Here is an 11,933-nt window from a genome sequence, read left to right as displayed (position 1 = left end):
TATATTAAGATGGCAGGGAAGATTAATTTGACAGACCAACTGAAAAAGTATTTCGGATTTGATAATTTCAAGGGGAACCAGGAGCCGATCATCCAGAATTTGCTTGATGGTAATGATACCTTTGTGCTGATGCCTACCGGCGGTGGAAAATCTCTGTGCTATCAGTTGCCTTCTTTATTAATGGAAGGTACGGCCATTGTGATTTCTCCGCTGATCGCGCTGATGAAGAATCAGGTAGATGCGATGCGCAACTTCAGTGAAGAAGACGGTGTGGCTCATTTCATTAATTCTTCTTTGAACAAGGGTGCGATTGATCAGGTGAGGTCTGACATTCTTGCCGGAAAAACAAAACTGTTATACGTTGCTCCCGAGTCGTTGACGAAAGAAGAGAATGTGGAGTTTCTGCGTTCAGTAAAGATTTCATTCTATGCTGTCGACGAAGCACATTGTATTTCCGAATGGGGACACGACTTCCGCCCGGAATATCGCAGGATACGTCCGATTATTAATGAAATAGGAAAAGCACCTCTTATTGCGCTGACCGCAACGGCCACGCCGAAGGTGCAGCACGATATTCAGAAGAACTTGGGAATGGTGGATGCACACGTCTTCAAGTCTTCGTTCAACCGTCCGAATCTGTATTACGAGGTACGTCCTAAAACTCAGAATGTAGATAAGGACATCATAAAGTTCATCAAGAACAATCCGGAAAAATCGGGCATCATTTATTGCCTGAGCCGGAAGAAGGTAGAAGAGCTTGCTGAGATACTTCAAGCCAACGGGATCAATGCCCGTGCTTATCATGCAGGTATGGATTCGGCAACGCGAACGCAGAATCAGGACAATTTCCTGATGGAAAAGATCGACGTAATTGTAGCTACTATCGCATTTGGAATGGGAATTGATAAGCCCGATGTGCGATACGTCATCCACTATGATATACCAAAGAGCCTGGAGGGGTATTACCAGGAAACAGGCCGCGCCGGAAGAGACGGCGGAGAAGGCCAGTGCATTACCTTTTATACAAACAAAGACTTGCAGAAACTCGAGAAGTTCATGCAAGGCAAACCTGTGGCAGAACAAGAAATTGGCAAGCAGCTTCTGTTGGAAACTGCTGCGTATGCTGAATCTTCCGTTTGCCGCCGTAAGACATTACTACATTATTTCGGCGAAGAGTACACGGAAGAGAATTGTGGAAATTGTGACAACTGTTTAAACCCTAAAAAACAAGTGGAGGCTCAAGAATTATTGTGTGCTGTGATCGAAACAATCATAGCGGTAAAAGAAAATTTTAAGGCAGATTATATTATTGATGTCCTGCAGGGACGCGAAACGTCTGAAGTTCAGGCACACTTACATGAAGATCTGGAAGTGTTCGGATCAGGAATGGGAGAAGAAGACAAAACCTGGAATGCCGTGATTCGTCAGGCGTTGATAGCCGGTTATCTGAGTAAGGATGTAGAAAACTACGGTTTGCTGAAAGTGACCGATGCAGGAAAGAAATTTCTTAAACATCCCAAGTCATTCAAGATTACCGAGGACAATGACTTTGAAGAAGTGGAAGAAGAAACACCGGCAAGAGGTGGAGGTTCGTGCGCAGTCGATCCGGTTCTTTATTCTATGCTGAAAGATCTCCGGAAAAAGTTATCGAAGAAACTGGAAGTGCCTCCTTACGTGATTTTCCAGGATCCCTCTCTTGAAGCGATGGCTACTATCTATCCTGTGACGCTCGAAGAACTTCAGAATATCCCGGGCGTAGGTGCCGGAAAAGCCAAACGTTACGGCGAAGAATTCTGCAAGCTGATTAAGAGACACTGCGAAGAGAATGAGATTGAACGTCCGGAGGACTTACGGGTACGCACTGTCGCCAACAAGTCGAAGATGAAAGTGGCCATTATTCAAGCCATCGACCGTAAAGTGGCTCTGGATGATATCGCGCTTTCCAAGGGCATTGAGTTCAGCGAATTGCTGGATGAAGTGGAAGCGATCGTTTATTCGGGTACTAAGTTGAATATCGACTACTTCCTGGATGAGATCATGGACGAAGATCACATGCTCGACATCTACGATTACTTCAAAGAGTCGACAACAGATAAGATTGACGACGCTCTTGATGAACTCGGGGACGAATTTACCGAAGAAGAAGTCCGTCTGGTTCGTATCAAGTTTATCTCCGAAATGGCTAATTAAAAAAGCGAAAAAAACTTGCGTGCACTTATGCAGTCTTGAATAAAAACTGTATATTTGCACGCAATAATTTTTAAACGCATAGCCCTATGTCATTTATTGCCGATAAGATTGTAATGGATGGATTAACTTATGACGACGTATTGTTGATCCCCGCTTATTCTGAAGTTTTACCACGCACTGTCGATCTCTCGACAAAGTTTTCAAAAAACATTGAGTTAAAGATTCCGTTTGTAACTGCCGCCATGGACACGGTTACCGAAGCCAAGATGGCCATTGCCATTGCGCGCGAAGGGGGAATTGGCGTGATCCATAAGAATATGTCCATTAAGGAACAGGCTAAGCAGGTGGCTACAGTGAAGCGTGCCGAGAACGGTATGATTTACGATCCTGTCACTATTAAGCAAGGGTCTACCGTACGCGATGCTCTTGCATTGATGGCCGAATATAAAATCGGTGGTATCCCGGTAGTGGATGACAATAGATATTTGGTCGGTATTGTAACGAATCGTGACCTTCGTTTCGAGCGTAACATGGATAAACGTATCGACGAGGTGATGACAAAAGAAAATCTGGTTACCACCAATCAGTCTACCGATCTGGAAGCAGCTGCGCAAATTCTGCAACACCATAAGATTGAGAAGCTGCCGGTAGTCGATAAAGAAGGAAAACTGATCGGGCTGGTTACTTACAAAGATATTACAAAAGCCAAAGATAAACCTATGGCTTGCAAAGATTCGAAAGGCCGTCTGCGTGTAGCTGCCGGTGTAGGTGTGACTGCCGACACTTTCGACCGTATGCAGGCGTTGGTGGATGCCGGTGCGGATGCCATCGTGATCGATACGGCTCACGGACACTCAAAGGGAGTGATCGACACCTTGCGCGAAGCGAAAAAACGTTATCCCAATATTGATATTGTGGTTGGTAACATTGCTACGGGCGATGCAGCCAAGGCCTTGGTGGAAGCCGGGGCTGACGGTGTAAAAGTAGGTATCGGCCCGGGTTCCATTTGTACGACACGTGTGGTTGCCGGTGTAGGCGTACCGCAACTTTCGGCTGTTTATGATGTAGCCAAAGCCTTGAAAGGTACAGGTATCCCTTTGATTGCCGATGGCGGACTCCGCTATTCGGGTGATGTGGTGAAAGCTCTGGCTGCCGGAGGATACTGTGTGATGATCGGTTCATTGGTTGCCGGTACAGAAGAAAGTCCGGGCGAGACGATTATCTTCAATGGACGTAAGTTTAAGTCATACCGTGGTATGGGTTCTCTCGAAGCGATGGAAAATGGTTCGAAAGACCGCTATTTCCAAAGTGGTGAGATGGATGTGAAGAAGTTGGTTCCGGAAGGCATTGCTGCCCGTGTGCCTTATAAAGGAACTTTATATGAAGTGATTTATCAGCTGACCGGTGGTTTGCGTGCCGGTATGGGATATTGCGGTGCTCCTGATATCGAGAAACTGCATGATGCCAAGTTTACTCGCATCACCAATGCCGGAGTAATGGAAAGCCATCCGCACGATGTGACGATTACAAGCGAATCGCCTAATTACAGTCGTCCGGAATAACAGCCTGTTTATCGGGCGTTTGGTCGTTGCCGTCTGGTTGCTGTTCTACCACAGATTACACGGATTAACACAGAACTTTTAATCTTCAATATCAATGAGATAAATTATCAATCTGTGTTAATCCGTGTCCTTTGTAGTGAACTCGATTTATTTTATTCCGATATGAATATCTCAACGTAGAATGGTATGAAGAAGATTCTGGTTGGTGCACTGACCTGTTTGTTTGGGTTTATTGCCGGCTATGCCCGGCAAGATCCTGTGTTGATGCGGATCAATGAACAAGACATTTCCCGCTCGGAGTTTGAGTCTTTCTATCATCGGAATAAGCCTTCGGGAGTATCCGGGAAAGAAGCCTTGAAGGTTTGTGTTGATCTCTTTGTCGATAAGAAGTTGAAACTGCATGCGGCACAGAGAGCCGGGTTGGATACTCTCTCTGCCTTTCGTGCGGAGATGGACAACTACCATCGTTCATTATCTAAATCCTATCTTACAGATTCGTCTGCAGAGGAAGCCTGTGCCAGAAAGCTTTACGATCAGATGAAGAGCCGCTCCATAGCCGGCGAGATCCGGGTTATGCATATTTTCCGTTATCTTCCTCAGATAGCCCTGCCCCATCATTTGCGGGAGGCGCAGGCTTTAATGGACTCTCTTTACAATGTATTGAAGACAAATCCCGATACCGATTTCAAGACTCTGGTAGACCAATATTCTGATGATAAGGCAGAATCCTGGATCAGTTGGTTGCAGACACCACAGGAATTTGAGGAGGTCGCTTTCTCTTTGAAGGATGGCGAATATTCCCAGCCGTTTTTTACTCCTAAAGGACTTCATATCGTCAAAGTAATGGGCAGACGCGAACTCCCTCCATTTGAACAGATACGGGACAGGCTAATCCGTAAACTGTCCCATCGTCCGGGTGCGGATAAAGGAACCGAAATCCTGGTAAACAAACTGAAGGAGAGCTATCGGTATACTCCGGACAAAGCGGCGATGGAAGAGTTGCTTTCTCAAGGCAAGACCTCTCGTACTCTTTTTACGCTGGACGGTAAAAACTTTACAGGGAAGGACTTTGAACGGTTTGCCGCTGCCCATCCCATGGGGACAAAGAGGCAGTTGGATGCTTTTGTGGTAAAATCAATTCTCGATTATGAGAACAGTCACCTTGAGCAGAAACATCCTGAGTTCCGCAGGACACTGCAAGAACATCGTGATCATTTGCTGTTGGCCGCTATTACCCGCCGGGAAACCCATCAGGTCAGCCTGGCAGATTCTGTTGCACTGAAGAACTTCTTCAAGGAGCACCGGACCGATTACAACTGGGATTCACCCCGCTACAGAGGTGCGGTGTTGCACGGAACCCATAAGAAAACGCTGAAGAGCGCCCGTAAATTTCTGAAAAAACTTCCGGAAGAAGAGTGGAAAGATGCCATTCGCCTGACATTTAATACCTCTGCTTCACCGGCTGTCATCCGGATAGAACAAGGGACCTTTGCCGAAGGTGACAATGTTTTTGTCGATAAGTTAGTGTTTAAAAAAGGAGACTTCGAACCATTAAAGTCCTATCCTTTTACCGTTGTTTTGGGTGAGAAAAAGAAAGGTCCGGAGTCCTACAAAGAGATTGTTTCCCGTTTGATCGAAGATTATCAGAATCATCTGGATGCACTTTGGGCAGAGCGTCTCAGGGCTTCTGCTAAGGTTGAAATTAACCAAGAGGTTTTAAAAACGGTTAATAATCACTGAAGCAACGAATTATTGTATTATCTTCGTACCTTAAATTAAGTATAATTCAGTTGACAATGCGAAAAACGGGCCTTCTGCTAATCTCTCTCCTTTTCTGTGTGTCGTGTACTGACAAGCATGATCACAAAGGACAGACTCCTTTGGTAGAGGTCGATGGAAACTTTTTGTACAAAGAGGACCTTCAGGCCGTGTTCCCCGCCGGTTTGTCGAAAGATGACAGTCTTCTTTTCGCCGAGCACTACATTCGTAGCTGGGTTGAAGATGTTTTGTTGTTTAACCAGGCGCAAAGCAATATCCCCGACAATGGCGAAATCGATAAGTTGGTCGCAAATTACCGGAAAGCATTGATCATGCATACTTATCAACAAGAACTAATCAGCCAGAAATTGTCGGGCGAGATCCCCGAACAGGAAATAGCAGACTATTACGAAAAGAACAAAGAACTGTTTAAACTGGACCGTCCGTTGATGAAAGGTCTGTTTATCAAGGTTCCCCTTACCGCTCCCCAACTGGGAAATGTCCGTAAGTGGTATAAGACGGAGACTCAGGATGCCGTTGAGCATTTGGAGAAGTATAGTTTGCAGAATGCTGTGAAGTATGAGTATTTTTATGATAAATGGGTGCGGGTAGCCGATGTACTTGATATGATCCCGTTGAAAGCGGAATCCCCGGAAGCCTATATGGATAAGAACCGTCATATCGAACTGAAAGATACGGCATTCTACTATTTTCTGAATATCAGCGATTTTCGTGTGGCAGGCGAACAGGAACCTTACGAGTTTGCCCAACCGAAAGTTAAAGATATGCTTGTCAATATCAAGCGGGTTGATTTTATGAAACAAGTAAAGGACGACTTGTACGAACGTGCAGTAAAAAGAAAGAAGATTATAAATTATTAAATACACAGAATGAAGAAGTTTGTGAACTTTAAATTTGTTGTTATGTTTGCCCTGGCACTGGTTGCTAACGTGGCATCCTATGCGCAGGACAATGTGATTGACGAAGTGGTTTGGGTCGTTGGTGACGAAGCCATCCTGAAGTCCGATGTGGAAGAAGCACGACTGGCCGCTTTGTATGAGGGGCGTAAGTTTGATGGTGATCCTTATTGTGTGATTCCCGAAGAGTTGGCGGTACAGAAACTTTATATGCACCAGGCTGTGCTCGATAGTATCGAAGTTCCTGAATCAGAAGTGATACAGCGTGTCGATTATCAGATCAATAACTATATTCAGGCTTTGGGTAGCAGAGAAAGGATGGAAGCTGAGTTTAACAAGACTTCTACGCAGATCCGCGAAGCCATGCGCGAGAATGCCCGTGACGGATTGATTGTACAGAGAATGCAGCAGAAGCTGGTAGGTGATATCAAAGTGACTCCGGCCGAAGTGCGCCGCTACTTTAAGGATCTTCCTCAGGACAGTATCCCTTATGTCCCTACTCAGGTAGAGGTGCAGATCATCACACAGCAACCTAAAGTGCCCATCTCTGAAATAGAGGATGTGAAAAGACGCTTGCGTGAATATACCGACCGTATCAATAAAGGCGAAAGTGATTTTTCTACGCTTGCCCTGTTGTATTCCGAGGACCGCGGTTCTGCCATCAAAGGTGGTGAAACCGGTTTTATGGGTAAAGGCCAGATGGTGCCCGAATACGCTAATGTCGCTTTCAACTTGCAGGACACCAAGAAGATATCTAAGATCGTAGAGTCCGAGTATGGTTTCCATATCATCCAGTTGATCGAGAAACGTGGCGACCGTATCAATACCCGTCATATCCTGTTGAAGCCCAAAGTATCGGATAAGGAGTTGAATGAAGCCAATGCACGTCTTGATTCCATAGCCAACGATATTCGTAGCGATAAGTTTACATTCGATCAGGCAGCCGCTGCTTTGTCTCAGGATAAAGACACACGCAACAATCACGGTCTGATGCAGAATCCGATGAATCAGACTGCTAAATTCGAGATGCAGGATTTGCCGCAGGAGATAGCTAAAGTGGTAGATAAGATGAATATCGGTGAGATCTCCAAAGCCTTCACTATGGTCAACCCCAAAGATGGTAAGGAAGTTTGTGCTATTGTTAAGCTGAAGGCACGCATCAATGGACACAAGGCCACTATCACCGATGACTACCAGAACCTGAAAGAAATTGTGCTCGACAAACGTCGTGAAGAGGCGTTGCAAAAATGGATTGTTGAAAAACAAAAACATACGTATGTGCGTATTAATCCGGCATGGCAGCGTTGTGACTTTAAATATCCGGGCTGGATTAAAAAAGACTGATCCTGATTTGATATGTTTAGATTAAACAAAGAACATAAATTCCACGGCAGGCATAGATTTCTCTTAGCGGGTATTCTATGCCTGCTTGCCGTATGTTTTCTGGTGGCCCAGGACAAGAAACCGCAGCACGACAAGAAGCCACAACAGGAGAAGAAGGCTGAACCGGAAAAGCCAACGGGAAATAAAAAGACCCGTGTCGATTTGCTCCATGCCGATCGGGGGCAAGCCGATAAACTGGCGCGTCCTGATGTTCAGGTGCTGATTGGTTCGGTTAAGTTGCGTCACGACAGCATGTATATGTATTGTGACAGTGCCCTGATTTACGAAAAAACGAATTCATTCGAAGCATTTAGCAATGTGCGTATGGAGCAGGGAGATACTCTTTTCATCTATGGTGACTATTTGTTTTATGACGGCATGACTCAGATAGCGCAACTGCGTGAGAATGTGAAAATGATCAACCGGAATACTACCCTGTTGACAGACAGCCTGAATTATGACCGTCTGTACAATTTGGGTTACTATTTTGATGGGGGTACGTTGATGGATGAAGAAAATGTGTTGACTTCCGACTGGGGTGAGTACAGTCCTGCCACTAAACTTTCTGTTTTCAACCATGATGTCAAGCTCGTGAACCCCCGTTTCGTGCTTACTTCCGACACCCTGAAGTATAGTACGAATACTAAGATTGCCACCATTCTGGGCCCTTCCAATATTGTAAGTGAGCAAAATCACATCTATTCCGAGCGGGGCATTTACAATACCGTTTCCGGACAAGCCGAACTGCTCGACCGCTCGGTTTTGACCAATGAAGGTAAGAAGTTGACCGGTGACAGCCTTTTCTATGACCGTAAAGCGGGTTATGGTGAGGCGTTCGATAATGTCCAGATGAACGACACTGTCAATAAGAACATGCTTACCGGTGATTATTGTTATTATGACGAGTTGAAGCAGAATGCTCTTGCCACCAAGCGAGCTGTTGCCGTGGATTATTCACGGGGTGACAGCCTCTTTATGCATGCCGATACGTTACTGATGAATAGCTATAATCTCGACACCGACTCCCTTTTCCGTGAGATGCGCGCTTTTCATAAGGTACGTATGTACAGCGCTGATCTGCAAGGCGTTTGCGATTCTTTGGTCTTTAATACGAAAGACTCTTGCCTTACCATGTATCGCGATCCTATTATTTGGAACGAAGGGCAACAACTGCTGGGAGAAGAGGTTAAGGTATATATGAACGACAGTACGATTGATTGGGCTCATATCATCAATCAGGCGCTCACGGTGGAACAGAAAGACTCCATTCATTTTAATCAGATCTCAGGAAAAGAGATCAAGGCATACTTTGCCGAGGGTGAGGCACGCAAAATAGATGTGATAGGGAATGTCCTTGTAGTATATTATCCTCAGGAGCAAGATAGCACTATGATTGGTATGAACACCTCCGAAACCAGTCTGTTGAATATGTATCTCAAAGACCGGAAAATGCAGAAAATGGTCATGAGTCCCAAATCGAATGGAACACTTTATCCAATGGATCAGATTCCACCCGACAAAATGAAATTGCCCACTTTCAGTTGGTTTGATTATGTCCGTCCCTTGAATAAGGAAGACATTTTCAACTGGAGAGGGAAAAAGGCAGGTGAGGCTTTACGTAAAACAGAGCGCAAGGTCATCAGTGGTCCTAAACGTGAAATAATTAATATGAAATAGCTATGGGAATGTTCAATGTACGAAAGCCGCGTGGATTCAATCATCAATATATCTATGTGGACGAGCGGAAAGAAAAATTGACGAAAATGGAAGAAGATGCCAAGCGTGATTTGGGAATGTTACCCGAAAAAGAATTTTCTCCGGAAGATATTCGCGGAAAGTTCATCGAAGGCACCACACATCTGAAGCGTCGTAAGGAGAGTGGGCGTAAGCCTGCTCATTTGGGTGTCATTCTGGCTATCATTGCCCTGCTTATTTTTCTATGGCATTATTTGCAGACCGGTAGCTGGTCTTTTTAAGTCCTATAAATTAATCAGTCAAAGCTAAATCTATTATGAGCGATATCATTCATTTATTACCCGATTCGGTTGCCAACCAGATAGCTGCCGGAGAGGTGATACAACGTCCGGCATCTGTCATCAAAGAGTTAGTCGAGAACGCCATCGATGCTGAGGCACAAAATATTCATGTATTGGTTACCGATGCAGGCAAGACCTGTATACAGGTGATTGATGACGGTAAGGGAATGTCCGAAACCGATGCACGCCTCTCTTTCGAGCGGCATGCCACCTCAAAGATCCGCGAGGCATCCGATCTGTTTGCTCTTCGCACGATGGGCTTTCGTGGTGAAGCGCTGGCTTCCATTGCCGCCGTTGCTCAGGTAGAGCTGAAGACTCGTCCCGAATCCGAAGAGTTAGGGACCAGGATTATCATTGCGGGCTCCAAAGTGGAGAGTCAGGAAGCAGTGTCTTGTCCCAAAGGAAGCAACTTTTCCATTAAGAACCTTTTTTTCAATATTCCTGCCCGGCGTAAGTTCCTGAAGGCCAACTCTACCGAGTTGAGTAATATTCTGGCCGAATTTGAACGTATTGCCCTGGTACATCCTGAGGTTGCTTTCTCACTGTATAGCAATGACTCCGAACTGTTCAATCTTCCCGCCTGCCATTTGCGGCAACGTATTCTTTCTATTTTTGGTAAGAAGCTCAATCAGCAATTGCTCAGTGTGGAAGTGAACACTACGATGGTAAAGGTTTCAGGCTATGTGGCCAAGCCCGAAACAGCCCGTAAGAAAGGTGCCCATCAGTATTTCTTTGTGAATGGCCGTTACATGCGTCATCCTTACTTCCATAAAGCGGTGATGGATGCTTACGAACAGTTGATTCCCGCAGGCGAACAGATTTCTTATTTCATCTATTTTGAAGTCGATCCTGCCAACATCGATGTCAATATCCATCCTACCAAAACAGAGATCAAATTTGAGAACGAACAGGCTATCTGGCAGATTCTTTCTGCCTCGGTAAAAGAGTCGTTGGGCAAGTTCAATGCCGTCCCTTCTATCGATTTCGATACGGAAGACATGCCCGATATCCCTGCATTTGAACAGAACTTGCCTCCTGCGCCGCCTAAGGTGCATTTCAATTCCGATTTCAATCCATTCAAACCTTCGGTGCCCTCTTCCGGCGGTGGCAATTACTCCCGTCCGAAAGTGGACTGGGAAGATTTGTACGGTGGTCTTGAGAAAGCCAGTAAGATGAATCAGCCTTTCGCCGAACCCGATCCCGAACCGGAAGAATTTGCGGTAATTGAAGAGGAAAGTATTGTTACAGCCGCTCCTGCAACTCTTTATGCCGGTGAGTCGGCCATAATGGAGAAGGGGACCCAGCACTTGCAGTTCAAGGGACGTTTCATTCTTACTTCTGTAAAGTCCGGATTGATGCTGATCGATCAGCACCGGGCCCATGTTCGGGTGCTCTTTGATCGGTATCGTGCCCAGATTCAGCAGAAACAAGGTTTCTCACAAGGCGTTCTCTTCCCCGAAATTCTGCAACTTCCGGCTTCTGAGGCAGCCGTATTGCAAGACATTATGGACGATTTATCTGCGGTAGGTTTCGATCTCAGCGATCTTGGTGGAGGCAGTTATGCCATTAACGGAGTACCTTCAGGCATCGACGGACTGAATCCGGTCGATTTGGTGCGCAGCATGTTGCATACCGCTATGGAGAAAGGCAACGATGTCAAAGAAGAAATTCAGGATATCCTTGCGTTGACCCTTGCCCGCGCGGCTGCCATTGTCTATGGGCAGGTGCTGAGTAATGAAGAGATGGTCAGTTTGGTCGATAATCTGTTTGCCTGTCCTTCGCCCAACTATACGCCGGATGGTCGTGTGGTATTGACTACCATAAAAGAAGAAGAGATCGATAAACTTTTCCGGTGATCATCATTCTTCTGTACTTATCAGAGTAAGTATTATGTCAGTTCCATTCTATCTCACACGATCAACAGATTTTATCTGTTTATTACATTTTTTTTCTAATGGACTGATAACCAGCAGAATATACTATTAATATCCTCCCTGTACGAAGTTAACTTTAACATTGTGTTAAAGTTAACTTCGTACAGGGAGGATATTAACTTCGTACATCCGGGAAGTTAAGAGCCTGTTCGC

General features: G+C 45.4%; 8 protein-coding genes. All 8 read left to right on the top strand.

Features of this window, described 5'->3' with window-relative positions:
• Positions 1-9: 9 nt before the first annotated feature.
• Positions 10-2,190 carry a DNA helicase RecQ gene (gene recQ, locus R3O62_RS01415; protein ID WP_005811277.1) on the top strand — a complete coding sequence of 727 codons (2,181 nt, stop codon included), beginning with the start codon at positions 10-12 and terminating at the stop codon, positions 2,188-2,190.
• Positions 2,191-2,276: 86 nt separating this feature from the next.
• A complete protein-coding gene (guaB, locus tag R3O62_RS01410) occupies positions 2,277-3,752 on the top strand; it encodes an IMP dehydrogenase (protein WP_005782313.1) in 1,476 nt (491 codons plus the stop codon).
• A gap of 186 nt (positions 3,753-3,938) precedes the next feature.
• Positions 3,939-5,492 carry a peptidylprolyl isomerase gene (locus R3O62_RS01405; protein WP_317473052.1) on the top strand — a complete coding sequence of 518 codons (1,554 nt, stop codon included), beginning with the start codon at positions 3,939-3,941 and terminating at the stop codon, positions 5,490-5,492.
• Positions 5,493-5,548: 56 nt separating this feature from the next.
• Entirely contained in the window at positions 5,549-6,391 is an 843-nt protein-coding gene (locus R3O62_RS01400; RefSeq protein ID WP_005811274.1) for a peptidylprolyl isomerase, read from the top strand.
• Between the two features lie 9 nt (positions 6,392-6,400).
• Complete coding sequence (locus R3O62_RS01395) at positions 6,401-7,771, top strand: peptidylprolyl isomerase (protein WP_005811273.1); 1,371 nt, start codon at positions 6,401-6,403, stop codon at positions 7,769-7,771.
• Between the two features lie 12 nt (positions 7,772-7,783).
• On the top strand, positions 7,784-9,487 hold the full coding sequence (locus R3O62_RS01390; protein ID WP_317473053.1) for an OstA-like protein: 1,704 nt from the start codon (positions 7,784-7,786) through the stop codon (positions 9,485-9,487).
• A gap of 2 nt (positions 9,488-9,489) precedes the next feature.
• Complete coding sequence (locus R3O62_RS01385; RefSeq protein ID WP_005782322.1) at positions 9,490-9,786, top strand: hypothetical protein; 297 nt, start codon at positions 9,490-9,492, stop codon at positions 9,784-9,786.
• A 35-nt stretch (positions 9,787-9,821) separates the two neighbouring features.
• Entirely contained in the window at positions 9,822-11,702 is a 1,881-nt protein-coding gene (gene mutL, locus R3O62_RS01380; protein WP_005782324.1) for a DNA mismatch repair endonuclease MutL, read from the top strand.
• The last annotated feature ends 231 nt before the right edge of the window (positions 11,703-11,933 follow it).

Source organism: Bacteroides hominis (assembly GCF_033042785.2).
GTDB classification, from domain to species: Bacteria; Bacteroidota; Bacteroidia; order Bacteroidales; family Bacteroidaceae; genus Bacteroides; species Bacteroides hominis.
Note: the sequence above shows the minus strand (reverse complement) of the source record. Positions and strands in the feature narration are given on the sequence as shown.